The organism is Rickettsia sp. 109562A South Dakota, assembly GCF_055791265.1.
The window spans coordinates 867,492-893,394 of sequence record NZ_CM147703.1; the positions used below are offsets into that span (position 1 = coordinate 867,492).

A 25,903-nucleotide genomic window follows, 5' to 3' on the forward strand; every position below is an offset into this window, starting at 1 on the left:
AAGGTCTAATTAAATGAAAATATTACAAATAAATGGTTATGAATCACCGGGTCGTAGGTTTCATGGTTTGTCTATAACGCCGATTTTAAAAAAATATGGTATTGAATCTAAGCATTTAGTATGGGCTAAGGATACTAAGGATCCTGAAGTACTAACATTTGAGGGTATAGTAACAAGAAAAGTAAATTTAATTCTTCAATTAATAGAAGAACAAGCTTCTCTACAATCTATGCTGTATCGTAATGTTCCTAAAATAATAAAAATGCCGGCTTTTCAAGAGGCGGATTTAATACATCTTCATATTATACATTCCGGTTACTTTAGTATTAGCGATTTATCAATGATCACAGATTTAAAACCTACTCTTTGGACATTACATGACCCTTGGGCAATGACCGGACGTTGTGTTTATCCAATGGGTTGTTTAGGCTGGAAAAAAGATTGCGGCGTTTGCCCTGATCTTAAAACTCCGTTTGCAATGAAAAAAGATAATAGTAGATTTTTATTTAACTATAAACGTATGGCTTATGAGAAAGCTAATTTTAACATAATTGTAGCATCAAAATGGATGCACTATATGGTTAATGCCTCTCCACTGTTTAATAGTAAAGAAATTAAAGTTCATCATTTACCTTTTGGTATAGATTTAGAATTTTTCTCTTCCGATTTCACCGCAAATGCAAGAAGACGCTTTAATATTAGTGAAGATAAAATAGTAATATGTTTTCGTTCTGAAGATACTCATTTTAAGGGCTACCAATATATTATGGAGGCACTAGAAAAATTAGAAACTACAAAACCTATATGTCTTTTAACGGTTGGTAGGCATAATATACTAGAACGTTTTAGAGGAAAATTTGAGATAATTGAGCTTGGTTGGACTAATGATGATGTATTACTCCGAGATGCTTTAGCTGCTTGTGATATTTTCCTGATGCCGTCTGTTGCGGAAGCATTCGGTGTTATGGCAATAGAAGCTATGGCATGCAGTAAACCGGTAATAGTTTTTGACGGCGATAATTCATTGCCTGAAGTAACTTTTGCTCCGGAAGTCGGCATCTCTGTTCCAATGCGTGATAGTAACGCTTTATCATATGCTATAAAGCAATTAATTGATAATCCGAAAGAGCGTTTAGAGCGAGGTAATAAAGGTAGGAAAATAGCTGAATTACATTATAGTCAAGATATGCACATAAAAAATTTAGTAAGTATTTATAAAGAGACCTTAAATAAATGAAAATTTTACTTTTAACTGATATACCGCCGTGTGAGAATTATACGGCAGGGTTAGTATTATATCCTTTAGTAAAATTTCTACCTTTAGATCAAATTGTTATCTGTAGTGTTGCAAATCCTACTCTAGAATTTAAAATATCAAAAGAACTAAAAGAAATTCCTCACTTAAAATTATTTAAACCTATTGAAGCCGCTAGAAGACATAAAGAAGGAAAAATAGGAGACTTAATTGCTTATAGTTTTGAGTTATTTAATGCTGCAAAAGTAAAATATTTTTTACTTCCTAAAATAATAAAATTTGCTAAAGAGCAGCAAGTTGATGCTATATGGGCAGTATTGCAAGGGCAGACTATAATTAGATTAACACAACCTTTAGCTAAAAAGCTAACAGTATCTTTATTTACTCAAATATGGGATCCTTTTGAGTGGTGGCTTCGAGCTAATAAAATTGATGAGTTTACTCAAAAAAGGCTTTTAAAAGAATTTGATGAAGTAATTAAACATAGCACTTGCTGTGCTACTGCTTCATGGGCGATGTCTGAGAGTTATAAGGCTAAATATAATATATCTACTATACCGGTAATTGCAGGATTACCAAAAGAATTCGCCCGATTACTTTCTACTTCTTATAGAGATGAAAGTGAATTTATAATTAGTATGGCAGGACAGTTTTATGCTCAAGCTGAATGGCTAAGTCTTATTAATGCTCTTAATCAAGCTAACTGGATTATTGCGGGCAGAAAGATTAAAGTTCGGGTAATGGGTGGAGGTTTTCAAGCATTTACGCAATCACCTGCTAATTTTGAGTATTTAGGATGGCGTTCTCAAGAAGAAACCATTAGATTACTTACTGAGTCAGATCTTCTTTATATGCCTTACTGGTTTTCTGAAGAATTTTATAAAGAATCAAGTACGAGTTTTCCTTCAAAATTAGTTACATATTTTGCTTCCGGTATACCGGTCTTTTGCCATGCTCCTGACTATTCTTCACCAAGCAAATATATAGCAGAAAATAATGCAGGGTATTTATGTAATTCTCTTGCTGCTGATAAAATAATATATGAGCTTGAAAAGGTAATAACTGATGAAGATTCTTATAAAAAATTTGCTAAAAACGGTTCAGAATGCTTTTTTCGAGATTTTACATTAGATTGTATGAAAGATGCATTTTTCAAATTTTTAGGATTGAAGAGTTAGATGAAGCAAAACATATACACTCCTCTAGTTTCCATCCTTATTCCTGTATATAACGGTGCTCACTATATGCGTGAAGCTATAGATAGTGCTTTAGCTCAAACTTACAAAAATATTGAAATTATTGTTGTTAATGATGGTTCAAAAGATAATGGAACAACAGAAGCTATTGCATTATCGTACGGGGACAAAATACGTTATTTTTATAAAGAGAACGGTGGGTGTGGTTCAGCTTTAAATTGTGGCATAAAAAATATGCAAGGGGAATATTTTTCATGGCTCAGTCATGACGATGTATATTTACCTAATAAAATTGAACATCAAGTTAATATATTAAGTAAATTAGATAATAAAGATACTGTTGTTTATTGTGGTTATGAACTAATCGACAAAAAATCACGTTCTTTATATTTTGTAAAACTAGATCAAAGATATTCAAAAAAAAAATTAGACATTCCACTATTTTCGCTTTTGCATGGCTTAATTCATGGATGTACATTATTAATTCCTAGCAAATTTTTTCAAAAAATTGGTTTATTTGATGAGTCTTTAAAATATACTCAAGATTATGATTTATGGTTTAAACTTTTTCGAGTAGCCCCTGTTTATTTTGACCATGAAGTTCTTATAAAGTCTCGGCTACACTCTGAACAAACTACTAATACCGCTTTAAATCAATTAGAGGAATATGAGATTTTATGGTCAGGTTTTTTAAAAAAATTAACAAAAGAGGAAATGATCGAAATAGAAGGGTCTACTAATGAATTTTTATCTCATATTGCTGCTTTTTTAAAGAAAAATGGATACATGAAATCATATAAATTAGCTCTTTCTATGGCAGAGCAGAAAGTTATAGCAGGATTTTGGGTTTTTATAATTACAGAAATAATATATTCTTTAAGAGAGCATGGGATAAATACAACAATTACAAAAATATATAGATGGATAAGGAAGCGTATCAACAAACACTAAAAAATAATCTTATATTTTATGCTCCTAGTATTCATACAGGGGGAGGTTTAATATTATTAAAAGAAGTTCTAAATAGTAAAGATTTTACCAATAATTGGAAACATATATATTTAGATGAAAGGGTAAAAACGAAATTAGATTTATCTAATTCTATAAAAAATATTGTTTTTATTAAATCACGGTTATTAGCCGAATGGGAATTAAAGAAAAATTGTAAAATCAATGATATTGTGCTATGTTTTCATGGGTTACCTCCTTTATTTCCTATAAAAGGTAAAGTAATCGTATTTTTACAAAATCGTATTTTATTAGAACCTCTAAAAAACAATAACCATTCAATTTTAACATCATTAAAAAAAATTTGGTTACATTTAGGTTCTAGATATAACAATATAAAATATATAGTACAAACTCCTTCTATGCTAAGAGTTGCTAAGGAGTTTTTAAGTCAAGACATTGATATCGCTGTACTAGCTTTTGTCCCTCAAAATAATCAGGTAAAAAAGAAAAATTCAGATTTTAAAAAATTTGATTTTATTTATCCTGCTAGTGGGGAATCGCACAAAAACCATATTAATTTATTGAAAGCATGGAGAATTCTTGCTGATATAGGCATAAAACCATCTCTTGCTTTAACTGTAAATGTTGAGTTATATCCTGAATCGGCTAAAAAATTAGAAAAATATATACAAGAATATAAACTAAATGTTATTAACCTAGGAGAAATATCTTCTAACGAAGTGTTAGATTTATATACACAAGTTTCAGCATTAATTTACCCTTCAAAGTCAGAGTCATTAGGTTTGCCTTTAATTGAGGCTACAGAATATAAAATACCTATTATTGCATCTGAATTAGATTATGTAAGAGATGTAGCAAACCCAAAAGAGACATTTGATCCTAATTCCCCTACGTCAATAGCAAGAGCAGTAAGAAGGTTTCTAAATCATAATGAGAGTTTAATAGCTGTAAATTCAGCAGAAGAGTTTTTAAAAGAAGCAATTAATTAGTTTATTCCTCAAGTATTTTCACTTTTGATCCATCACCGATTTTAGTCATACCTTCGGTAACGACTAAGTCGCCTTCCTTAATATCGTTTGAGATAATTTCAATTAAACCTTCTGTGCGTGTACCGATTTTTACGTATAATTGCTTAGATGTGTCACCGTCTATTTTATAAATAAAATTACCTTGATTATTTCGTTGAATACAACTTTCGGGAACGGTTAGATTTTTATGGGGATTAATTATAAGCATAACATCTACAAAGCTATTATGCAGTAGACTTTTTGAATAACTCGCTTCTAAAGGTAATTTGTACGTCAATCCGGTACTCGCATCCTCACGTACTTCTTTGTACGCTGCGGTGCGAGGTGAAGTGTTTCCTTCAAATTCCTCTTTATTAGCTTTGTTATTCAAAAAGTCTGTATCTTCATACGGTAAAATAATTTTAGCGGTAATAGTACCGTTATCTGATAAGTAATGCGATACTGCTCCGATTTTGCTTTTAATTTTTCCTGCAATTAAAACTTCAGTATCGACTCCAACTTTTCCGCTTAAAGATTCCGGTAATTCAATGAAAATACTTTGTGAGTTTTCTGTTCCGGTAATGCTAAAGAGATAATCTCCAATTTTTATTTCATCACCGACTTTAGCCTTAATTACACCTATTTTACCGGAGTAGGGTGCAGTAATTATCATATCGTTGTATGTTTTTAGAGCTTTGGAATAATTAAATTTTGCATCTTCAAGTGCGCTTTTTGATCTTTTATGTTCTTCGCTGCTTACAAATTTTTTAGCAAATAAAGCTTCTTTTCTATTATAATCTTCTTGTTTTGTATTTAATAAAGCTGCTGCTCTAGATTTAGTGGTTTCTGCTATGTTTTTATCTATAACTAGCAATATATCCCCTTTTTTTACTATTTCTCCTTGATGTGCCGAGACCTTTTCAACTACTCCGGTGGCATTAGCATAATAATCACGGCTATTATCATTTTGGCATTGCCCTACAATATTAAATATGTCATAAAGCTCGGCAATTTGTACTTTAGTTGCTTTTACACCGATAATGTTTGTGGTTACTTCATTATTTGCTATCGCAGATAATGAAATAAGTAAAATAAGTAAATTAATAAACTTTATAAACATGAGATTACTTTTTTAGTGTTTTAAGCTCCGTATCTGTTAACCATTTATATTCTTTTTCTAGAACTTCAAATCTAATTTTTTCTAATTGTTCATCAAGATCAGGTTCAGGAACGATAGCAGAACCCATAAATTCAAATCCTTGATAGTTCATTTTTAGTGTCTTACAAGTTTCTTGTAATGATAATAAATTTTCTTCTATATCATCAATAAATATTATTGATTTAGGATAATAATTCGTTTTACGTAATACATATTCAAGCACACTTCCTTTATCATATTCTGCGGTGTAAATTATTCCGTCTTTTAATGTAGGTTTACCGTAGCCGGCACTAAAAGCTTCGATTATTATTTCATCTTTCAAAGGTGAAAACTCTTGAAAATTTACCTTTAATTCGGCTAATTCACGAATTCTCCATTCGATCATATCTTCAATTGCACCGAATTTGCCGGTAGGAAGTTTAGTAAGACCCATTGCCGGTACATTTTTTTCTTTAAGTAGAGCAAATATTGTTAAGATATCTGGGTTAACAAATCTAGCTTTCCTATCTTTAAGAACAATGCTAAGTAATAATTCACATTCTTTTTTGGTAAGTCTTTTTTCAATATTGCTTACTAATTCTTTTCTATAGTCATGTGTTAACCTAGATTCATCACTATCCATTACAATTACTTCATCTACATCAAAAAGCACCAAGCTAGTATTATCGGCTTGCTCTATTGCTTCTATAACTTCTTTAAAATCATGAACTTTATTTATTTTGCTATACATATTTATTTTTTATTGATGGTTTAAAATTCTACGTCACGTCATTACGGGCGGGCATTGTTGCGTGGATCGATAAAACCCACTGTGTCACCTAGTTCGCTTGACCACGGGGTCCAGAAAAACAACTTAAAGTACTGATAATTTTAGTATTTTTAACTGGATCCCGCGATCAAGTCGCGGGATGACAGGGGTGGAATTGATCCACGCAACAATGCCCGCATATCTATCTTTATTTTGTAACGTCACTTATTACTTCTTCTAAGGAATTTGTCATTACCTTTAAATCTTCTTCTCTAGATAAATTATGGTGACCATCCTTAATTAATTTTAATACTATTTGTTTACCGGCTATTTTTTCGAATAATTTTGTTGAAACATTATAAGGTACATCTTCATCTAACATACCATGAATTAGATGCATCGGTATATTTATATCAATTTTGTTTTTTGTTAGCAGTAAATGTTTTTTTGCATCTTCTATTAGTTTATAGCTAATAGGATATTTATGTTCGCAATTTTTACCGCTTACTTCTAGCATTCCCTCTTTTTGCATCTTATTTTGATCGTCTAGCGATATATTTTGCCAAATATCTTCGGTAAAATCGGGAGCGGGAGCTAAACATACAAGTCCTTTTATTTTATTAGGAAATCTTAAAGCTGCAAGGAGTGCTAGCCATCCTCCCATGCTCGAACCGACTAATATTGCCTCTGTATCTATTAACTTGTCTAAAATTAGCGAGATTCCCTCTAACCAATCACTAATTGTTTGATCCTCAAATCGTCCTGATGCGTTTCCATGACCGAAATTATCAAAAACAATAAAATTATAATTGTTTTTTTTACAATAATCTATTAAATAAAGAGCTTTAGTTGATTGCATACTAGACATCAGGCCGTGTAAAAAAATTACAGATGGAATATTTGTATTAATTATTCTATAATTATTATAGACAATAAATTTGTCTTGTGTGCTATTATAAAGCTTGTGCATTTTAAATAATTATTTTAATAGATTGAGATTTAATGCCTTCATTAAAGTTAAGTAAACGATACAATAAATATACTATTTTGCAAGTAGTGCCTGCTCTAGTTTCGGGAGGGGTTGAAAGAGGTACTATAGAAGTTGCAAAATATCTTAAAATTCTTGGTCATACTCCTATCATAATTTCAGCAGGCGGTACTTTAGTAAAAGAGTTAGATAAGGAAGATATATTGCATATTGAAATGAACAGTAGCAGTAAAAATCCTTTTGTAATTCTGAATAATGCAAGATTAATAGCAGAAATAATTAAAAAATATAATGTTGATATAGTGCATACAAGATCAAGGGCACCGGCATGGAGTTCATATCTAGCAACAAAATGGACAAATGCTAAATTTTTGACTACTTTTCACGGGGTTTATAATATTCCGAATAGTTTTAAAAAATATTATAATAGCATAATGCTAAAAGGCGAGACAGTTATTGCCGTGTCCAATTTTGTAAAACAACATTTGCTCGAAAACTATAAAGTTGATGAAAATAAAATAGTAGTAATTGAGCGTGGAGTGAATTGTTATTATTTTGATCCGGCAAATTTAACGCCGGAAAAACTTAAAAAATGTCGTGATAAATATGATGCACCGAGCAACGTGCCGATAATATTAATGCCTTCTAGAATGACAAGCTGGAAAGGGCATCTTGTTTTAGTAGAAGCATTAAGTAAGTTAAAACATAGAGATTTTTATTGTTTAATGGTCGGTGATATATCTAGACATCCTAATTTTACTAATAGAGTAAAAGAGCTTATAGCTAATCTAAAACTTCAAAATAAAATTCAAATTTTCGGTAACGATTCAGATATAATAAATCTTTACGGAATTTCTGATATTATCGTTTCTGCCTCAATCGAGCCTGAAGCTTTCGGTCGTACTATTATAGAAGGGCAAGCGATGGAGAAGCTTGTTATTGCAACTAATATTGGCGGGGCAGTAGAAACAATAAATAATAATATAACCGGTTTCCACGTAGAACCCAATAATGCTGACGCATTAGCACAGAAAATTGATTATTGTTTCTCGATTTTAGGTACCGATACTGCTAAGAAAATCCAAGAAGCAGCAAGACATACAGTAATTAATAATTTTTCCCTTGATCTGATGCTTAGAAAAAATCTTGAAGTCTATAAAGAAATCTTAAAAAATTCCCATATAATCAATTGATCCCTACGCAAGTAGCACGTTGCTCGTCGTCTCGCTTATTATTATAGGCTCTACCCTCACGCCTGTCACCAAATGGGGCTGAATTGACTATAATTAAAATTTGATTATAATTGCTATTAGTGAGTGTTGAAAGGCATTGTTACGTGGTTCGATACAACGATTCTATGTCATTCCCGCGAAAGCGGGAATCTAGAAAAATAACGTATATTTAATAAAAATAAACATATACAAAACAAGTTTTTATATGTTTAACTGTATTCCCGCTTTCGCGGGAATGACATTCTGAACGTTCTTAGAGTAGTGGACTTAATTTGTAAAGACAGTATTATGTATTAACGAGAATACAACTCGATTACTAAATGAACTTCTGCTTCAAAAGGATACGGAACATCAGAAAGAGCAGGAACTCTTAAATATTTACCGGTTAATGAAGGTACATCAAATGATAAATAATTGGGAGTTGTTTGACCTTGTTTTGAAACGGATTCTTGAATAAGTGCTATCTGTTTTACGGATTCTTTAACTTCTACAACATCGCCTTCCTTTAGGCGTATACTCGCAATATCGGCTTTCTTACCGTTTAATTTAATATGACCGTGTGAAACTAACTGTCTTGCAGCAAAAATAGTTGGAGCTATATTCATTCTATAAACTACCGTATCAAGTCTACTTTCAAGTAGCCCAATGAAGTTTTCACCGGTATTACCTTTCATTTTTTGAGCAAGTGCAAAAATATTTCTAAATTGTTTTTCAGTGACGCGACCGTAGTGGCATTTTAATCTTTGCTTAGCTTTTAAATGTAAACCGTAATCTGAAGTTTTAATCATGGTATTTTGCCCATGTTGTCCGGGACGATAATTTCGTGTATTGAAAGCATCCTTGCTATCACCCCATAGACTTACTCCAAGTCTTCTACTAGCTTTATATTTAGAACGAACAATTTTTGTCACTGATAATATCCTTAACTTTTATTTGAATTACAAGAAAATATATACATTTCTTGCATCAAAGTCAATCATTGATTTTTAACCTAAAACTTTTTATATTCAATTAAAAAATATTTCATATGAGTTCCTTAATAAAGTCGATAAATTTAGATAAAATTAATCATTCACAGAGTACTGTTAAAGACTATATTTTACTTATGAAGCCGCGTGTAATGTCGCTTGTAATTTTTACGGGTTTTGTAGGTATGTGGCTTGCTCCTTATTCTGTGCATCCGTTTATTGCCGGTATTGCAGTTGTTTGCATAGCTCTTGGTGCAGGTAGTGCAGGGGCAATTAATATGTGGTACGATAGAGACATCGATAGCTTAATGAAACGTACTCAAAAAAGACCTGTCATCAGAGGTGCTATAGAACCTGATGAGGCTTTATCTTTTGGTTTGATAACGGGATTTTTTGCAGTATTTTTTATGGCTTTATGTGTTAATCTACTTGCATCCTTTTTACTGCTATTCACTATTTTTTATTATATCTGTATTTATACTATTTGGTTAAAGCGTCGTTCTATACAAAATATCGTTATTGGCGGAGTATCGGGGGCATTGCCTCCTGTAATAGGTTATGCAGTAGTAAGTAATACTATATCTCTTCAGTCGGTTATATTATTTTTGATTATCTTTATTTGGACGCCGCCGCATTCATGGGCTCTCGCTTTATTCTGTAACGAAGATTATAAAAACTGTAAAGTACCGATGATGCCTGCAATAAAAGGAGCTTTATATACTAAAAAACAAATTCTAATTTACAGCATTTTATTATTTATTGTTTCGCTAATGCCTTTTTTTATCGGAATGAGTAATTTTATATATTTAATAATTGCCGGTATTCTTGGGTTAGTATTTTTATATTATGCCGGTTCTTTATTCTATGATACCCCTGATAACAAACAAGCTAAAAGACTTTTTGTTTACTCAATATTTTATTTGTTTTTTATATTTTTACTTTTGTACTCAACTAACACTATACTCCCTATCAGTTGAGAGATAGTAGTGTTGGGTTACTTTTATGGAAGATAAAATTGAAACCCAACGTGAAGAAACATATCATAAGTTTATTTTCATGCAAGTGATTTTTTATTATTATAATAATCCTTGAGATTAGGAATTTTCTTGTGATGGTAAAGAAATATAAATTAATTTTTGAAAAATTAGTTGACTATATAAATTATAACTGTAATTCTCAAATTTTTTGCTTTTTTAACTGCAGTAATATAAAATTATAATTTAGTAGACAGGAGTTTATGTTTTTGTTTCGTAAGCTTGATAAGTAGGAAGCATTAGAAGATATATCGTATTTGATTCCATGGAATCAACCTATCATGCAACACCACGCTCCATCGTTGGATAAAATTACTCTTAATACCAGCTTTATAACGTACAGCCTTACCTCCGTATTCACTTACTTTATTTTCCTGTATGTTTTGGTTGCCAAATTAAAGCTTCACTCTCCAATCTATTTGAGGCAATATTTCTCTCATGCTGCTTATCGTTATGCGTTAAAAATATGCATTCCGCTTTTATAAACGGTTTATATTGACTGTTTATGTATTGATCTAAATCTTCAAATAACTTTGCATATTCGGTGAGCCATCCTTCATAAGCAATAATAGGAGAAAAGTTTAGATGAACTTCGTAACCTGATTCAATAAAAATATTCGCTGCTTTTATCCTCTCAATAATTGGACTCGTTTTTGGCTCTAATATATCGCTCATCCTTGCCGGCATCAAACTAAATCTGATTCTTACTTTGCCTTCAGGATTAAAATTAAGTAATTTAGGAGTGACATATTTAGTAGCAAAAGTTGCTTTAGCACGCGAATTTTCTTTAAAGAAATTAAATATCTTTAACCAATTGGTGTGTTTCCAATGCAAACTTATATCGGTAGAGCAACCTATATCATATGTCCAGTATTTAGAATCTGTTTAATTGGAAATTTTAGTTGGTAAACTCGCTATATGTTTATCCAATACGTCAAGTATTTGATCTATATTTTCATTTATATACAATGTTTCATAGTTGTGATGCATAACATAGCAATAACTATTTCTGCAACCTCCAGCACAGCCATATATAAAGTTAGGTGTTATGTAATCGGCTGATCTCCCATTAGGACGTACGTGCCAAGTTTTCGTATTTTGTACTATTTTCTTAATTATACGATTTTAAATTTAATTTTATTAAAAATACTTTCTTAACTTTACAAACTCCAGATTTATTTACTTGCATTGAAATTGTAGTTATAAATTATTAATTACAAAAATATATCATAAGTTATGGAGAAACCAAGCTATCTAAATTTTGATAATAAAAATTATAAATGGAAAAATGATATTGATTATCGTAAATGCCCTGAAGCTTATAGAGTAGGTAAAGGTGAGCAGGGAGTATTAATTTGTCAACCATATAAAAATGAAATTTTGCCTTATTGGAAGTTTAAAACTTCTGAAATTGCTAAAGAAAGTAGTGAAAAAATATATGAAATTTTTTTAAAATACTTAGAGGATAATGATTTTGTTGGAGCTGATATGGCAAGCAAATATTTACAGATGGGTTTTACTAGAAGTAGACGTTATGCTAATTATAAAGGTGGGGAAAAATATGAGTGCGCCAAGGAAAGTGCGTAAAAATCAGTTGGTGAAAATCCCACCTATGCAAAGTCTAACCAACAGCATAGAAGCAACTATTGCATTACAGGAGGCGACAAATGTGATGAAGCCAGTAGAAGCGACATACCAGGCTGCAACGCAAGTGAAGGTGTTGAGCCCCGAAATATCCAACATTATAGAGGCCGACGTTTTTCATAGTGCGGAAGGCAGCATGAAGGGTGACGTAATGGTAAGTCACAACTCACTCTATCGGGGTCGGAGTCCGGTGGCATGGTATGAGATGGAGTTTACGTAAACTTGGGAGATCTTCTGTATTCTCGAAAGAGTATGTTGGGACAAGTCAAAATAGGCAAGAACTGACAAATGATACAGAAGAAGTCGGACTGACTGATAGTACTCGGAGTATAGGAAAGCTATGTACATGGGGAAGCGGTCAGCAATGGAAAGCTTGGTTGAGTACCGTTCAAGATAACACGCTGAGGTTATTATAGTGATGCAGGTTAAACTCAATCAAATAGCTAAAAGAGCGAAGCAAGATAAAAGGCTAAAATTCACATCATTAATACATCATGTTAATGAGGCTAATCTTGCAGAATGCTATCAAGTGCTCAAGCGTAATAAAGCTTGTGGGATTGATGGTGAGACAGTGGAAGCATACGGTATTAATCTAGAAGATAGGCTTAATCAATTAGTGGAATCGATAAAGTTGAAGCAATATCGTCCTAAACCAGTAAAGAGGGTATATATCCCAAAAGCTGGTAAGAATGAGAAGCGTGGCCTTGGTATACCATCAGTTGAAGATAAGTTAGTTCAAATTATGCTAAAGCAAATCTTAGAACAGATTTATGAAGCTGAGTTTTTGGATATGTCTTATGGATTCAGACCTAAGTTAAGCTGTCACGATGCAATAAGAGCATTACACAAAACGGTTATGACTAAGCCAATTAATTACATTGTGGAAGTAGATATTAAAGGGTTCTTTGATAATGTTAATCACTATTGGCTACAACGTTGCTTAGAGGAGAAAATTGTTGATCGTAATTTATTGTGGTTAGTAAGAAAATTCTTAAAAGCTGGAGTAGTTGAGGATGGAAAGCAGTTAGTAACGGAGGTAGGCACTCCTCAAGGAGGAGTGATTAGTCCATTACTTGCAAACATCTATCTTCATTATGTACTAGACTTATGGTTTAAGAAAGTTAAATCACAAGCAAAAGGACACATGGAGCTAATACGCTACTGTGATGACTTTGTAGTATGTTGTGAAAGTGAGAAAGATGCAAAGAATTTTCTAGATCTGCTACATGTAAGGTTAGAAAAGTTTGGTCTACAGGTATCAGAAGATAAGACTAGAGTTCTTAAATTTGGACGAAAAGTTTGGAAACATGCTCAGGGAAGTAAAGAAAAAGTAGAAACTTTTACCTTTCTTGGGTTTACGCATTATTGCGGTAAGAGTAGACAAGGGTATTTCGTTATGGGTCATAAGACGAGTAAGGAGAATCTTTGTCAGAAGCTTAAGGAAACTAAGGAATGGTTAAAGAATATACGTAATAAATTGTGTCTTAAAGCATGGTGGCCAGTACTTAAATCTAAATTAACGGGCCATTATAATTATTTTGGAGTGAGTGGTAATTATCGCTGTCTCTATAAATTTTATAAGTCGATCTTTTGGATAGTATTCAAGTGGATAAATCGTCGCAGTCAGAAAAAGAGTATGAATGTCAAAGAGTATCAAAATTATCTACAGTGGAATCCACTACCAACACCGAGGATATGTAATGCAATGTATTAATTCTAGCTTTATAGTAAATGTTTCATTGAGGAGCCGTGTGCGGGAAAATCGCAAGCACGGTTCTGTGGGGGTTACCATAGCATGGAACTAATTTAATTAAAATATGGAGTAAATGTTATGGTTTCTACCCGACCTAAAGATGAAATTGCGGAGCTATTTAAACAATGTGTCAATTTACATAACAGATATCAATATCAAGAGGAAAAAGACAATCTACGAAAATTCGTTGAAATTGATCCTGAAGAACTTTCAAATTTTATCGAAACTTATAGTAAAACTGAGAAGTATAACAATAGAGAAGCTGAAGTTTTTCATAGCTTAAGTTCTATTTTAATGGAAAAACAACAAGATAATGCGATTAAATCATTAAAGAAAGCTATTGAACTAGATCCAAAGAGAGCATACTATCATGAAGAGCTTTTCATTAGGTTAGATAGCATAAAGCCGGAAGAAGCAGTTGCCTCTATCAAAAGAGTTATCGGGTTAAATCCAAATAGCAAATCATTATATGAAGACCTTATTATTTTGTTGAAAAAGGTGAATTGTAATGAAGAAGCAGCAAAAATTACGGAAGCAATTCAAGATTTTCCTAAAAACATAGCTAGTTTGGTATTGGATACTGATGCAACAAAGGATGTGTATCCATTAGGTTTGCTGCAGGAATAACTGTATCAAAACAGTTTCTTCAATCCTTTTTGTAGAAGCTTATTTACAGGATCTGCTTGTTGGTTTTCCGGCTTAGTATTGCTTTGTTCCTCTACATTTGAATCCTTTTTCTTTCTGAGGCCTAAAGCATCTTTAATAATATTTTCAGGTTTCTTCTCTCCGCTTTTTAAGTCTTTAATAACGCTATTAAAAACATTTGTGACTAAATATGTCTGAAGAGCCTGAATATCTAGCTTATGCTGCGGGTTGTTTATAAATCCGTATAATTTAACGGCTATAGGCGGTAAATCAGAAATAGTAACGCTTGCACTAATATCCATCATATATTGCGGTAAGTTAATTTGACCGCTTGCATTTGCTTTGGCAGGTGAAGCATCTAAACTGCATTCGTTTAACTTAAGCTTGCCTTGTGTTATATTTCCGCTTGCAATTAAATTTTTAAAAGATGTAGAACCACCGCTAAAGGAGCTGTTAATAAGTCGCAATACTCCTTCGGTATTTTTAGCATTATTTACCGCATCTGCAATTCTGTTTAAATCAAATCCGCTTATTTTCCCGTTATCGCTATTTACGTTAAATTGTCCGTTTAGATTATTAACATATGTATAAACACTATTACCGCTAGAGTTAAGATCGGCTTTAAAGCTTAGTCGCCCATCAGTTATTTTTATTTTACCCGATTGTGGAGTTAAATTTTTGAGATAGGCATTTTTTAAATCGATTTTAATTGCAATATTTTGATCTTTTCCTGAATTTACAAAACCTGTGCTATTAAGTTCACCGCCGTAAATACTCGCATTAACTGAAGTAATATTTAGCTTATCGCCGGTGATATTTAATTTTGTTTTTAAATTATTTATGATTAATGAGTCGTTAGTTAATTTATCAATACTCGCAGATATTTGTCCTGCAATTTCATTTAAAAATCCTAAGTTAATAGGATTATTTGACCAAGGAGAATTATTTTTAGGGGTCGGTATATTTTGAGTAGCAGGACTATTAGTTTTATTTGGAGTAGCAGTAGGGCTATTGCTTGAAATAATTTTCTCCAAATTAACTAATGGACTATATAAATTAAGGTTAAAATTTGGCTTCTGAGCTGCTAAATTAATATCGCCTTTAATAGACATATTAGTATTAAAAGCAGATATTTTATTATTGATACGGAAAGTATCTTTAACTTTTTGCACTTCCCCGTTTAGCTGGAATACTCCAATACGATTTAGATTATTTACTCCAAGTAAAGTCATAAACGACTCAAAATTATTAATTTTTAGATTGTGGGAAATAGTTATATCTTGTGCTAAGTTTTTAAGCTCAATATCTCCGGTTAGATTACTATTTGCAGCCGATAAATTAATATTTTTCAGTTTTATTGCTTGGGAATTATACACTACACTAGAAGTAAGTATAAGTTTTTGGTTAATAATAGGAGGTAATTTATCGGTCTTTAGCTTTAGAGCATCAAGTATAGGTTTTACACTATCTGCTTGTAGCAGAATATTTGTCTTATCTAAATTAGAGCTAATCTCGGTTATAATGTTACCTGGATTTATAATAATATTTGATTTTAGGTTATTACGCTCTATATCATAATTTGTATTTGCTAATAATTCTATATTTGTATAAGTAAGTCTTGTATCTTTAATAGCTATGTTTTTACTATCGGCAGTAATTGCCGTAGTTAGCTCATAGTCATGTTGTAAGTCAGCCGGTATACCTAAAGTTTTAGTATTGCCTTTAATATTTGCGTTACCTATAAAAGAATTATTTTCGCTATCAAATTTTCCTTCAATTTTAATTTTTTCACTGGCAAGATTAATATCGGCACTTAACGTAATTATTTTCCCGATTTCTGCAATATTTCCGTCTATATTAATCTGCTGTTCCAAAGCCTTTAAAGCTAAAGTGAAATCTATAGGTCCTTTAAGGCTTTTAATTTTAGTATCTAAGTTAATATCGTTAAATATTTTCTCATTATTTTTTTCTATATATATTACTTTGCCGTCTATAATTTTAAAATGACTAATCAAAATAGGAAGTTCTAACTCAGTTTTAGTATTAGTAGATTCTGCAGAGCTGACATTATTTATTTTAGGGTTATTATTAGGTGTAGCAAATTGCCAATTTTTTTGTCCGTTATTCAAAACTTCTAGATTTATAATAGGTTTTTGCAGTTCTATAGAAGCGACTTCAATTGCTCCTCTAAAAAGAGAAAAAAGCCGCAATGACGCTTTAGCACTTTCAACGGAAACTAGATGAGGTTCCTTTGTGCCGTCTATTGATGATAATTTAATTTCTGATAGTGATATTGCGGGATTCGGTAATAAAGATAATTTTATATCGCCGTTAATAGTTAAATCTCTATTTGTAGCCTCTTTGACTTTATCTATTATTACTCCTTTATAATTATTTAAAGGAATAAAGAAAGGAATAACAATTAATAACAATATTATGCTTATAAATATAATAAGTGAGTATTTTAAAGCTTTAGGCATAGAGCTTAACCTTCTATTTATATACATATATTGATTATAGTATTTAAGGCTTAATTGTCAAATTCATATAATTTACTCAATTTTTAATTGAAATAATTATTTTATTGATGTATTTATAGTTTTGAATATCAATAATATTTATGTCTAATAAATTTAGGTATGACGAGATTGTACGTAGTGCATTTGAAAATCCTTTCGTCGCTAGAGAGTTTTTTCAGATGCATTTACCGCCTCATATCAAAGATTTACTCTCGTTTGAAACTCTTCAAATGGAAAAGGATAGTTTTATAGAACCTAACCTTAAGAAGTCTATATCGGATATTTTATTTTCTGCTAAATTTGACGGTGAAGACGGTTACTTATTTTTATTATTAGAACATCAAAGTAAACCTGATCATTATATGACTTTTCGCTTGTTTAAGTATATGTTAAATATTGCTGAATATTATATGAAAATAACAAAAAATAGGAAATTTCCTTTTGTATATCCGTTAGTATTTTAAACGGTATACAAAAATATAATGCTCCTCGAAATTTATGGGAGTTGTTTGATCATAGTGAACTTGTAAAAAATACTTGGATTAATGATTATCACCTTATAAACGCGCATGATATATCTGATCAAAAATTGAAAGAAAATGCTTGGTCTGGAATTTTACAATTTTTTATGAAATATATAAATGAGCGTGATTTATTAAAAAGATGGCATGAGATAGCTGACCTTTTACCTAAGTTTGCCGAGGTTAATATCGGCATTGATTATATAGAGCTAATTTTATACTATACTTTGACCAAAATTAGTCAAAATGATATAATAGAAAAAATACTTAAATTACATTTAAACCCTGAAGAAGGAGAAGAAATTATGGGAAGTATTGTATATCATTGGGAGCAACAAGGCATCGAGAAAGGTAGAAGAAAAGAAAAAAATAATACTAGTTAAAAAGATGCTAACAAAAAATAAGCCTTGAGATGAAATTGTTGAATTTACCGGTTTTACAAAAAAAGAAATTGAAGAACTCCAAAAATAAGAGATTGAAAAATTAAAGTAAATTGTTCAAACTTCTCTTTTGATAATTTAAAATCACATAATTTTTAGTTATAACAGGGAAAAATTCTTTATTGAAAGGTAATAATTCAGTTGTTTGGTCTAAAAATTCTATTTCAATTATATCACCGGCACCAAAGTTAAGAATATTTTTAATTTTGCCTACTTCTTTATGATCTTGGTCTAATATCGGTAGATGATTTAAATCCGCTATATAAAATTCATCTTCTTCTAGTTCCGGTAAACTTGCTCTTAAGCAAAATAGTTTATAACCTTTTAAATTTTCAGCTTCATTTCGAGTAGCTATATCATTAAATGTGCAAATTAATTCCCCTTTGGCATTTTGGCTAATTAGCTTAATATTTATATTTTCTCCTGATTCATTTACTAAATTTCTTTCAAGTATTTTTGTAGTAGGGACGGTAAAAGATTTTAAAATTACATGACCTTTAATTCCGTGACATGATTTTATTACACCGACTAAAATTAAATTTTCTAAAGAATTCATTAATTTACCTTTAAATTTTGATAGTTATATATAATAATATATTTAAAAACTTTTTTACAGACATGATAAAAAAAATAGCTGCCGGCATCATAATTTGTTTCTCATTATTGTTATTTATAATTTTTGGTGCATTATCTTTTGTTAATTATAATTCGGTTACTAATAATCTTACTAGTCATTTAGGAATTGCGAAGGAAAATATCGGAAAAATAAAGATGAATAAATTTCCTTTGCCCTATTTAATTATTGAGTTGATAAGGGCAGAAGGAAAGCTAGATTTAGAGCAGATTAAAATTCATTTTTCGTTGTGGTCGCTTATAAAATTTAATCCTAAAATTAATAAAATAGACATATTAGATGCTAAATTTTATTCAAATTCTAATGTATTAAATATTTATAATCATGAAGAGTTAATAAAGAATTTCTTTAAATATAAATTACAAAATATAAATCTAAATGTTGCTAATCTAAGTATTATTAATAAACAAGACTATTCTATTTTAAATTTTGATAATTGTATATTAAAAAAAGAAAATGCTTTATCGTCTAATTACATATTTAAAACTACAAGTAACTATATAGGTAAAATTTCAGGTTCAATTAATAAACATGACGATACAGTAGATTTTAGTCTTAATATTGATAATAATGATTATGGTTTTAAGTTATCGCAAATTTACAAAGATTTTAAGCTTACTAGCGGTAGCGGTGAATATCAGATTAAAAATTTAGCGTCGGTAATGTATAGTATATTACCGGATTTAAACCATCTTTTTAATAAATTTAATCAAAATGAGGCAGTAAACGTTAAATTTAATATTTCAAATAATGAAGATGAAATAGAGCTAAAAGACATAGTAATAGCATCGTCTTTTATTACCGGTAACGGATTTGTTAACATTGCTAAAAATGATAATATTACTACTAATGTGCAACTAGATTTTCCTAAAATAGATTTAAGTTCGTTAATTTCTCCAAATGCAGGGGTAACATTTAATACTGCTCCTTCAAATATTAGATTTATTTTTGCCGATAAATTACTTAAAGCAGACGTGACAATTAACGAAATAATTTTAAGTAATAATGAAGCATTAGAAAAAATAGTCTTTTCTTCTAACTTATTAAAAGGTACTTTAAAGATAAATGAATTTTCAGGCAATATTAAGTCAGGCGGGGAATTTAAGCTTACAGGTAGTGTAACACAGAATGCTGTTAGAAGTATGTTCGATGGACAGCTATATTTAAAGCACAACGATATAAATTCGTTACTGAATATTTTAGGATTTAACGACGTTACTATTAAAGAAGTTATTCCTTTTAGTTTATCGTCAGATTTAAAACTCACTTTAATAGATTTATTTTTTAAAAATTTATTACTTAAAACGGATAATTTAAATTTATCAGGAAATTTTTCTAGTAAATTTATTGCTCAAACACCTCGTCTAGATGCTACGCTTAATATATCTTCGCTTGACTTAAGAAGTCAAACATGTCCAATAATTTCGCCGCTTATCGAATTTACAAAAAATTTAACTAAAGATATGAAGTCTCTAGATTATCCAAGTAAATTTATTCCTATTAGAACAATAGGATATTTAGCTAATTTAGATATTTTGATAGATAGCGTTAAGTATAACGATCATATATTTGACAAAGTTAATTTGCTTGCTAAAATCGTACCGGCTAATATCAAAATTAGTAATTTAGATTTTAAAACCGCTAACAGCTATTTATCAACTAGCTGGCACTTGGATGCATCGAGTGTATTACCGTCTTTAACCGTAGAAATTAAGGACGGTAATCTTACTACTGATTTATTATCGCCGGCAGGAATGCTTAATTTAAGAAATAAATTAGTAAATGATTATAGTTTAGATAAAGCTATCTTACAAGTTTCCGGTACGTTGTCAACATTATCACAAAATGATTTGATATTGAAAAATGTTAAATTTTATATAGCAAATAATAATAATCTATTGCAATTTAATAATATTGAAGCAGAATTATTAGGCGGTAAGTTTCAAGGTAGCGGCAATATTTTATTGGAGCCTTATTCTATAAATTGCGTATATGCCTTAAATACAATAGATTTAGACAAAGTTTCGGCTCTTATGCCTAAAATATTTACTGCAAGTAGCGGAGAAGTAAGTATAAGCGGTAGTTTAGGGACTAACGGTAACACCCTTCAAAGCCAGCTATATAACCTTACTACAAAATCACAATTTGCTATAAACAATATAGATATTAATAATTTTGCAATTGATTCTTTTATAGAAAAAATTAATACACCTGATTATAAGGTACAGAATTTAGATAAAGATATAAATAATGCTATAACCACAGGACAAGAAAATATTAGAGGTATAAGCGGTGATATTGAACTACAAAAAGGTATTGCTCTTTTACAGAAAGTAAAATTTGCAACACAATATAGTAGCGGTGCGGCCTCTTTTACAATTAATATATATAATTTTGATATGGATGCATCTAGTATTTTATCATTTTATGTGCCGGCAAGGCTTGTTAAGTTAAATACATCAAATACGAGTTCCGATAAAGATACTTTGGCACATCTTAATATAAAAATGCAAGGGAGTATTTTTGCTCCTAAGAAGACTTTAGATAGTAGTGAGCTAAAAAAATTACTTATACCACAAACACAAACAGAAGAAGCTACTAATTCAGTTAACCCATTAAAGAATAAAAAATAAATGACTAATACAAAAATTTTAGAAGAAAATATTAGCTTTGAAGAAGCTTTAAAAGAGCTTGAGGAAATTGTTAAAAAAATAGATAACGGGCAAGAGAGTCTAGAGACGGCAGTTAATAGCTTCGAAAGAGGTATTTTACTTAAGAATCATTGTGAGAAAAAACTAAAAGAAGCTCGGTTAAAAATTGAAAAAATTACTAAACTTACTGATTCTATGGTGGTCTTAGAAGAGACAGAGATTTAGAACGTTGTATATGTCATTCCCGCGGAGGCGGGGATCCAGAAAAAATAATCTTAATATTGGTGCAAAAATTGCACATTAATTGACAAAATAAATCTAAAAAAACAAGTTTTTTATAGATTTTACTGGATTCCTGCCTCCGCGGGAATGACATAACATAAAAATTACAATGCTTATGTTTGATCATATAATTGATTTTATTTATAACGTTCCTAATATTGTTTTATTTTTCATAATAAATATTATTTGAATGAGCTTTTGCTGGGGATGTTTATATTTAACGAAATACATTATTCCTAATAATTTTCAAAAAGAAGAACTTGGAAGCCTTGGAGGATTCTTATCGGGAGTAGTCGGTAGTATGTATGCAGTGTCAACAGGTTTTGTATTAATTTATTTACTCGGTAATTTTAATAAAGCACAAGAGGGGTGGCAGCCGAGTCTATAGTGTTGATGAGGCTTGCAGATAGTGTAGGTTGGCTTCCCCATGAAATGAGACCTGAAATTTATCTAGATATTAAAAATTATACGGAAGATATAGTACAGCGTGCATGGCAATTAATGAAAGACGGCAAGAAAATCGGTCATGAAGCTCTGAGTTTTCTTCAAGATATTAATAAGCGACTTCAAGCTTATCAAGTAAATGAGTAAATGCAGATATTCATTAAAAAAGAAATAATTAAAGAGATAAAGGAGCTTTATACCGTGAGGTATAATAGAGTTAAAATGTCCTATTTTCTTTGAATATCCAATATTGGATCGTTATATTTATAATGACTATTATTAATTTAATTTTTGTCTGTATGCTTGGTACTAAACTTTATCTACATAAGATTTCGGTTGGTTTAGTTTGTATTACTTCATCATCAATGCTTTTTTTATTATTTATATTAGACAAACCTTTTCGAGGTCCCTTCGCCGTTAATCAATATGATCTTATTAAGGCTAGAAATTATATTGAGAGATTAAATTAGTCCTATCTGTAACGACATAACGCCATAGTTTATCCATGCCTTTGGTAATACCTATACGGGCGGTAGTAGAGTAGGGGAGCGTTAAGCCGATATCGCCAACAAAAAATTCGTTGTTATTGATAAGATCGCATTTATTATGAGATATATTAATTCCTAAATATTTACATAATTTACCCGGACCGTTTAAGTATATGTTCTCAGGTGAAATAACATGTACTCCTCTTATTAACGTTGCAGCAGGAAAACCATCAGTTTCGGTTACGCAATTTAAACAATAATACATTCCGTAAATTAGATAAACATAGCTAAAACCCGCAGGACCAAACATTACATCCGTTCTTTTTGTACGACCTCTTGTTGCAGCATGGCAAGCAGGATCGTCCTGCCCTATATAGCTTTCCGTTTCGGTAATGATAGCTGTTTTACCTTGGAAATATAGAACCTTACCGATTAACTCAGTGCTTACTAAGTTAGTGTCTCTTGAGAAGAATTCACGGGATAAAGGGATTAGATTCATTATATATAATATAGTAAAAATTGATGTTGAACGTATAGCGTTGTATTTATGACCAGAGCAAAGCATATCGATGTCATTCCTAACTAAAAGCGAGAATCTAGGCTCTTATATCTTTAAAAGTACAAAATTATTTTGGTTCCTTATTATTTGCTGGATTCCCGCTTTCGCGGGAATGACATCGAACTTCTGTATCATACAATAAAGTCCCGTTATAGAACGGTTGGCATTTGATGATTCTTTTGAAAGCAAGCCATAATCCTTTTAGGCTACCATGTAATGTTATAGCCTCTTTAGCATATTCTGAACAAGTAGGGTGAAAGCGACAATTATTGCCAAGTAACGGGGAAATGAAATATTGATAAAACCTAATTAGTAGTAAAAGTATTTTACTCATTTTGCAGCTTATCTATAATAGTTTCCATTTTTTCTTGAGTTAGATCTTCATAATAATCATTATTGATTTGTACGACCGGTGCATTAACACACGCTCCCAAACATTCGATCTCAATTAAGCTAAATTTCTGATCTTTCGTCACTTCTTTTTCTTTTATACCAAGTTTTTTCTCGCAGGTTTTCATGATATCGCTACTACCACGTAGCCAGCAAGGGGTGGTAGTACATACTTGAATATGATATTTACCGACGGGCTTTAGATTAAACATAGTATAAAAAGTTGCAACTTCATAAGCACGCATATAAGGCATTCCTAGCATATTTGCGACATATTCGATAGCAGGGATAGATAGCCAGCCGCCGTTTTGACGCTGTGCTAGATCAAGCAGCGGCAATATAGCACTCCTTTTTCCATGTGGCGGATATTTTTTTACAATATCTTCTGCTAGATTTAAATTTTTCTTATCAAATATAAAACTTGTAATTTTTGTATTCATATATCACTTATGTCATTTCTGTGCTTTTTTATGTCATTCCTGCGAAAGCAGGAATCCAGAAAATTATTCAATTAAATCTTTCCATTCAGGATTAGTTTTTGCTATCAATTCTATTTTCCAACTACGCTTCCATTTTTTCAAGTTTTTTTCTCTTGCAAGTGCTTCTTTAATATCAGTAAATTCTTCTGTATAAACAGGCTTTATAATATTATATTTTGAGGTAAAACCTTTTATTGTTTTGTGTTTATGTTCATAAGCACAGCATATTATATTATTAGTAATACCAATATATAAAGTGCCATTGCGATTAGAACATAATATATATACCCAATACATTTTTATTTTTTAGTTTTATTTACTGGATTCCTGCTTTCGCAGGAATGACATAAAAGACTGCAGGAATGACATCAACCACCTAAAAATAATCACCTATCTATCTCTCCAAATACAATATCAAGCGTGGCTATAATAGTAATAACATCTGCCATTAAATGACCTTTAGACATAAAATCCAGTCCTTGCAAATGAGCAAAGCCGGGGGCTTTAATTCGGCATCTATAAGGTCGGTTGTTGCCGGTTGAATATAAATATACTCCGAACTCGCCTTTAGGAGCTTCTACGGCTTTATAGGTTTCACCTGCAGGAACGTCATAACCTTCAGTGTAAAGCTTAAAGTGATGAATCATCGCTTCCATAGATTCCTTCATTTTGGCCCTTGTCGGTGGTGTTAATTTAGGATCATTGGTTTTAACTGCACCTTTCGGCATTTTTTCTATACATTGCTTGATTATCTTGATTGATTCATACATTTCAAGCATACGGACGAGATACCTGTCGTAACAATCACCATTTTTACCTATAGGTACTTCAAAGTCTATTTCATCATATACGTCATAAGGGTTTGACTTACGTAAATCCCAAGCTATACCCGAACCTCTAAGCATAGGTCCTGAAAAACCCCACTCCATCGCCTCTTTCTGCGAAACAACACCGATATCTACTAAACGTTGTTTCCATAATCTATTTTCATTTAGTAGGCTTTCAATATCCTGAAGTTTAGGAGGAAACTGCTCTATAAATTTATCTATGTCCTCAAGTAAACCGTCAGGTAAATCTTCAGCAACCCCACCTAGCCTAAAGTAGTTTGAATGCATACGAGAGCCGGAAACACGCTCGTAAAACTCCATGATTTTTTCACGTTCTTCAAATAGCCATAATAAAGGAGTAGTAGCCCCGACATCTAAAGCTTGGCTACCTATATTTAAAGTATGGTTCAAAATTCTTGTTAATTCCGAAAATAATACTCTGATAAATTGAGCTCTTCGTGGTACTTCACATTTTAATAATGACTCGACAGCTAAAGCAAATGCATGCTCTTGACACATTGGCGAAACATAGTCAAGGCGATCAAAATAAGGTATAGCCTGCAAATATGTTTTATGCTCAATAAGCTTTTCAGTCCCTCTATGTAGTAACCCTATATGAGGATCGGCATTATTTACTACTTCCCCGTCCATTTCAAGGATTAATCTTAAAACTCCGTGAGTTGCCGGATGCTGCGGACCAAGATTTAGAGTTATAGTTTTGGTGTTGTTAGTCATAGTAGCCGTCATTGCGAGGAGCCGTAGGCGACGCGGCAATCCAGTTAAATAATTTCATCATATACATCTTTCCAATTTACATTCGTTTGCTCAATTAAATTAAGCTTTTTTGCTCTTGAGCCTGATTTAATTTGTTTTTCTCTAGTTATTGTAGAATCCATAGTTTCATGAATTTCATAAAATACTAGTATTTTACAATCATATTTTTTACTAAACCCATTAGTTGTATTATTTTTGTGTTCATATATACGTTTGATAAGATTAGAAGTTACTCCTATGTAAATAGTACCGTTTCGTTTATTAGCAATAATATATACAGTCGGTGGTTTCATA

27 protein-coding genes and 1 pseudogene are annotated in these 25,903 nt (G+C 31.3%); 15 read left to right on the top strand and 13 right to left on the bottom strand.

Annotated features, from left to right (window positions below; translation table 11 throughout):
• Positions 1 to 13 precede the first annotated feature (13 nt).
• The 4 genes from ACIAS7_RS04820 to ACIAS7_RS04835 are packed head-to-tail and all read left to right on the top strand — an operon-like array spanning position 14 to position 4,412.
• Complete coding sequence (locus ACIAS7_RS04820; protein WP_473198431.1) at positions 14 to 1,237, top strand: glycosyltransferase family 4 protein; 1,224 nt, start codon at positions 14 to 16, stop codon at positions 1,235 to 1,237.
• On the top strand, positions 1,234 to 2,433 hold the full coding sequence (locus ACIAS7_RS04825) for a glycosyltransferase (RefSeq protein ID WP_473198432.1): 1,200 nt from the start codon (positions 1,234 to 1,236) through the stop codon (positions 2,431 to 2,433). Before ACIAS7_RS04820 ends, ACIAS7_RS04825 begins: the two co-directional genes overlap by 4 nt.
• Positions 2,434 to 3,402, top strand: coding sequence for a glycosyltransferase (locus ACIAS7_RS04830; RefSeq protein WP_473198433.1), 969 nt, complete (start codon positions 2,434 to 2,436; stop codon positions 3,400 to 3,402).
• The gene (locus ACIAS7_RS04835; protein ID WP_473198434.1) at positions 3,372 to 4,412 is read left to right on the top strand and encodes a glycosyltransferase; all 1,041 of its coding nucleotides are present in this window, start codon (positions 3,372 to 3,374) and stop codon (positions 4,410 to 4,412) included. The genes ACIAS7_RS04830 and ACIAS7_RS04835 overlap by 31 nt, the downstream gene beginning before the upstream one ends.
• A gap of 1 nt (position 4,413) precedes the next feature.
• On the opposite strand, the gene ACIAS7_RS04840 is transcribed toward ACIAS7_RS04835, so the two are convergent.
• The 3 genes from ACIAS7_RS04840 to ACIAS7_RS04850 all read right to left on the bottom strand — a co-directional run bounded on the left by ACIAS7_RS04840 (position 4,414) and on the right by ACIAS7_RS04850 (position 7,307).
• Positions 4,414 to 5,550, bottom strand: coding sequence for an efflux RND transporter periplasmic adaptor subunit (locus tag ACIAS7_RS04840; RefSeq protein ID WP_473198435.1), 1,137 nt, complete (start codon positions 5,548 to 5,550; stop codon positions 4,414 to 4,416).
• A 4-nt stretch (positions 5,551 to 5,554) separates the two neighbouring features.
• Positions 5,555 to 6,319 (bottom strand): DUF2608 domain-containing protein, encoded by a 765-nt coding sequence (locus tag ACIAS7_RS04845; protein WP_473198436.1) that lies wholly within the window; start codon positions 6,317 to 6,319, stop codon positions 5,555 to 5,557.
• 226 nt (positions 6,320 to 6,545) lie between these two features.
• On the bottom strand, positions 6,546 to 7,307 hold the full coding sequence (locus ACIAS7_RS04850) for an alpha/beta hydrolase (protein WP_473198437.1): 762 nt from the start codon (positions 7,305 to 7,307) through the stop codon (positions 6,546 to 6,548).
• Between the two features lie 32 nt (positions 7,308 to 7,339).
• Between ACIAS7_RS04850 and ACIAS7_RS04855 the strand changes: the two genes are divergently transcribed.
• Positions 7,340 to 8,518 (top strand): glycosyltransferase family 4 protein, encoded by a 1,179-nt coding sequence (locus ACIAS7_RS04855; RefSeq protein ID WP_473198438.1) that lies wholly within the window; start codon positions 7,340 to 7,342, stop codon positions 8,516 to 8,518.
• Positions 8,519 to 8,850: 332 nt separating this feature from the next.
• On the opposite strand, the gene rpsD is transcribed toward ACIAS7_RS04855, so the two are convergent.
• Positions 8,851 to 9,468 carry a 30S ribosomal protein S4 gene (rpsD, locus tag ACIAS7_RS04860; protein WP_473198439.1) on the bottom strand — a complete coding sequence of 206 codons (618 nt, stop codon included), beginning with the start codon at positions 9,466 to 9,468 and terminating at the stop codon, positions 8,851 to 8,853.
• Positions 9,469 to 9,584: 116 nt separating this feature from the next.
• Here rpsD and cyoE point away from each other — a divergent pair, with 116 nt between their 5' ends.
• Complete coding sequence (gene cyoE, locus ACIAS7_RS04865) at positions 9,585 to 10,502, top strand: heme o synthase (RefSeq protein ID WP_473198440.1); 918 nt, start codon at positions 9,585 to 9,587, stop codon at positions 10,500 to 10,502.
• A gap of 423 nt (positions 10,503 to 10,925) precedes the next feature.
• Here cyoE and ACIAS7_RS04870 read toward each other — a convergent pair whose 3' ends face one another.
• Entirely contained in the window at positions 10,926 to 11,393 is a 468-nt protein-coding gene (locus tag ACIAS7_RS04870) for a spore photoproduct lyase family protein (protein WP_473198441.1), read from the bottom strand.
• A 402-nt stretch (positions 11,394 to 11,795) separates the two neighbouring features.
• On the opposite strand from ACIAS7_RS04870, the gene ACIAS7_RS04875 reads away from it, so the two are divergent.
• The 4 genes from ACIAS7_RS04875 to ACIAS7_RS04890 all read left to right on the top strand — a co-directional run bounded on the left by ACIAS7_RS04875 (position 11,796) and on the right by ACIAS7_RS04890 (position 14,583).
• The gene (locus ACIAS7_RS04875) at positions 11,796 to 12,146 is read left to right on the top strand and encodes a DUF4385 family protein (protein WP_473198442.1); all 351 of its coding nucleotides are present in this window, start codon (positions 11,796 to 11,798) and stop codon (positions 12,144 to 12,146) included.
• 257 nt (positions 12,147 to 12,403) lie between these two features.
• Positions 12,404 to 12,619 carry a hypothetical protein gene (locus ACIAS7_RS04880; RefSeq protein ID WP_473198443.1) on the top strand — a complete coding sequence of 72 codons (216 nt, stop codon included), beginning with the start codon at positions 12,404 to 12,406 and terminating at the stop codon, positions 12,617 to 12,619.
• Positions 12,620 to 12,621: 2 nt separating this feature from the next.
• The gene (ltrA, locus tag ACIAS7_RS04885) at positions 12,622 to 13,917 is read left to right on the top strand and encodes a group II intron reverse transcriptase/maturase (protein ID WP_473198444.1); all 1,296 of its coding nucleotides are present in this window, start codon (positions 12,622 to 12,624) and stop codon (positions 13,915 to 13,917) included.
• Positions 13,918 to 14,034: 117 nt separating this feature from the next.
• Positions 14,035 to 14,583 carry a hypothetical protein gene (locus ACIAS7_RS04890; RefSeq protein WP_473198445.1) on the top strand — a complete coding sequence of 183 codons (549 nt, stop codon included), beginning with the start codon at positions 14,035 to 14,037 and terminating at the stop codon, positions 14,581 to 14,583.
• A 5-nt stretch (positions 14,584 to 14,588) separates the two neighbouring features.
• Here ACIAS7_RS04890 and ACIAS7_RS04895 read toward each other — a convergent pair whose 3' ends face one another.
• Entirely contained in the window at positions 14,589 to 17,081 is a 2,493-nt protein-coding gene (locus ACIAS7_RS04895) for an AsmA family protein (RefSeq protein ID WP_473199421.1), read from the bottom strand.
• A 218-nt stretch (positions 17,082 to 17,299) separates the two neighbouring features.
• Between ACIAS7_RS04895 and ACIAS7_RS04900 the strand changes: the two are divergent.
• Positions 17,300 to 18,024, top strand: a pseudogene (locus ACIAS7_RS04900) (Rpn family recombination-promoting nuclease/putative transposase).
• A 100-nt stretch (positions 18,025 to 18,124) separates the two neighbouring features.
• Here ACIAS7_RS04900 and rimM read toward each other — a convergent pair.
• On the bottom strand, positions 18,125 to 18,637 hold the full coding sequence (gene rimM / locus ACIAS7_RS04905) for a ribosome maturation factor RimM (protein WP_473198446.1): 513 nt from the start codon (positions 18,635 to 18,637) through the stop codon (positions 18,125 to 18,127).
• 62 nt (positions 18,638 to 18,699) lie between these two features.
• On the opposite strand from rimM, the gene ACIAS7_RS04910 reads away from it, so the two are divergent.
• The 4 genes from ACIAS7_RS04910 to ACIAS7_RS04925 all read left to right on the top strand — a co-directional run bounded on the left by ACIAS7_RS04910 (position 18,700) and on the right by ACIAS7_RS04925 (position 22,239).
• Positions 18,700 to 21,348 (top strand): exodeoxyribonuclease 7 small subunit, encoded by a 2,649-nt coding sequence (locus tag ACIAS7_RS04910; protein ID WP_473198447.1) that lies wholly within the window; start codon positions 18,700 to 18,702, stop codon positions 21,346 to 21,348.
• Positions 21,349 to 21,591, top strand: coding sequence for an exodeoxyribonuclease VII small subunit (locus tag ACIAS7_RS04915; RefSeq protein ID WP_473198448.1), 243 nt, complete (start codon positions 21,349 to 21,351; stop codon positions 21,589 to 21,591).
• Positions 21,592 to 21,838: 247 nt separating this feature from the next.
• On the top strand, positions 21,839 to 22,036 hold the full coding sequence (locus ACIAS7_RS04920) for a hypothetical protein (RefSeq protein ID WP_473198449.1): 198 nt from the start codon (positions 21,839 to 21,841) through the stop codon (positions 22,034 to 22,036).
• Entirely contained in the window at positions 22,018 to 22,239 is a 222-nt protein-coding gene (locus ACIAS7_RS04925; protein ID WP_473198450.1) for a hypothetical protein, read from the top strand. The genes ACIAS7_RS04920 and ACIAS7_RS04925 overlap by 19 nt, the downstream gene beginning before the upstream one ends.
• A gap of 294 nt (positions 22,240 to 22,533) precedes the next feature.
• Here the strand turns inward: ACIAS7_RS04925 and ACIAS7_RS04930 are convergent, their stop codons facing one another.
• From ACIAS7_RS04930 to ACIAS7_RS04955, 6 genes are all read right to left on the bottom strand, one after another.
• Complete coding sequence (locus ACIAS7_RS04930; protein WP_473198451.1) at positions 22,534 to 23,079, bottom strand: DNA-3-methyladenine glycosylase; 546 nt, start codon at positions 23,077 to 23,079, stop codon at positions 22,534 to 22,536.
• A gap of 127 nt (positions 23,080 to 23,206) precedes the next feature.
• Positions 23,207 to 23,473 carry a membrane protein insertion efficiency factor YidD gene (yidD, locus tag ACIAS7_RS04935; RefSeq protein WP_473198452.1) on the bottom strand — a complete coding sequence of 89 codons (267 nt, stop codon included), beginning with the start codon at positions 23,471 to 23,473 and terminating at the stop codon, positions 23,207 to 23,209.
• A complete protein-coding gene (nuoE, locus tag ACIAS7_RS04940; RefSeq protein WP_473198453.1) occupies positions 23,466 to 23,969 on the bottom strand; it encodes an NADH-quinone oxidoreductase subunit NuoE in 504 nt (167 codons plus the stop codon). The genes yidD and nuoE overlap by 8 nt, the downstream gene beginning before the upstream one ends.
• A gap of 63 nt (positions 23,970 to 24,032) precedes the next feature.
• Positions 24,033 to 24,305, bottom strand: coding sequence for a GIY-YIG nuclease family protein (locus ACIAS7_RS04945; protein ID WP_473198454.1), 273 nt, complete (start codon positions 24,303 to 24,305; stop codon positions 24,033 to 24,035).
• A gap of 89 nt (positions 24,306 to 24,394) precedes the next feature.
• Positions 24,395 to 25,570, bottom strand: coding sequence for an NADH dehydrogenase (quinone) subunit D (gene nuoD / locus ACIAS7_RS04950; RefSeq protein WP_473198455.1), 1,176 nt, complete (start codon positions 25,568 to 25,570; stop codon positions 24,395 to 24,397).
• Between the two features lie 44 nt (positions 25,571 to 25,614).
• On the bottom strand, positions 25,615 to 25,902 hold the full coding sequence (locus ACIAS7_RS04955; RefSeq protein WP_473198456.1) for a GIY-YIG nuclease family protein: 288 nt from the start codon (positions 25,900 to 25,902) through the stop codon (positions 25,615 to 25,617).
• Between the last annotated feature and the right edge of the window lies 1 nt (position 25,903).